The 507-nt window shown below is 60.0% G+C and carries 1 protein-coding gene; it reads left to right on the forward strand.

Features of this window, described 5'->3' with window-relative positions:
* On the forward strand, positions 1 to 507 hold a 507-nt coding region (locus tag NTD84_RS12140; RefSeq protein WP_410017346.1), incomplete at both ends, for a bacteriophage T4 gp5 trimerisation domain-containing protein.

The raw sequence follows: 507 nt of genomic DNA on the forward strand, positions 1-507 counted from the left end.
TGGTTGCCTGATCAACAAGGTCACACCGGCCCCCTACGCCTTGCCCGAAAACAAAACCAAAACCGTGCTGCGCAGCCGCAGCTCGCCGCCTAATGGCGGCTACAACGAATTGTCGAGTGAGGACCGAGCCGGGCAGGAAAAAATCTACCTGCGCGCCCAACGCGACATCGAGCAACTGATCCTCAACGACAGCCACAGCGTGATCAAAAACGATCGCTTCGAGCAGGTAGACCGCAACAGCGACAGCCTGATCACGGGCGAGGAACGCCACAAAACCCAAGGTACGCGCAGCACGCTGATCGGCGCAGATGAGCTGCTCACCATCAGTGGCAATAGCAGCACCACATCCGCGGGCTCGCTGGTGATTCACGCCGCTCAACAGGCCCATCTCACCGCCACCGATGTGGTCATCAATGGGGACGCCAGCCTGACGCTCACGGCGGGCGGTTATCACCTCGTCATCAATGCGAGCGGGATATTCAGCAGCGAACCCATTGTTGTGGGCGG

Source organism: Pseudomonas sp. 14P_8.1_Bac3, assembly GCF_025466085.1.
In the GTDB taxonomy this organism is placed as follows: Bacteria; Pseudomonadota; Gammaproteobacteria; order Pseudomonadales; family Pseudomonadaceae; genus Aquipseudomonas.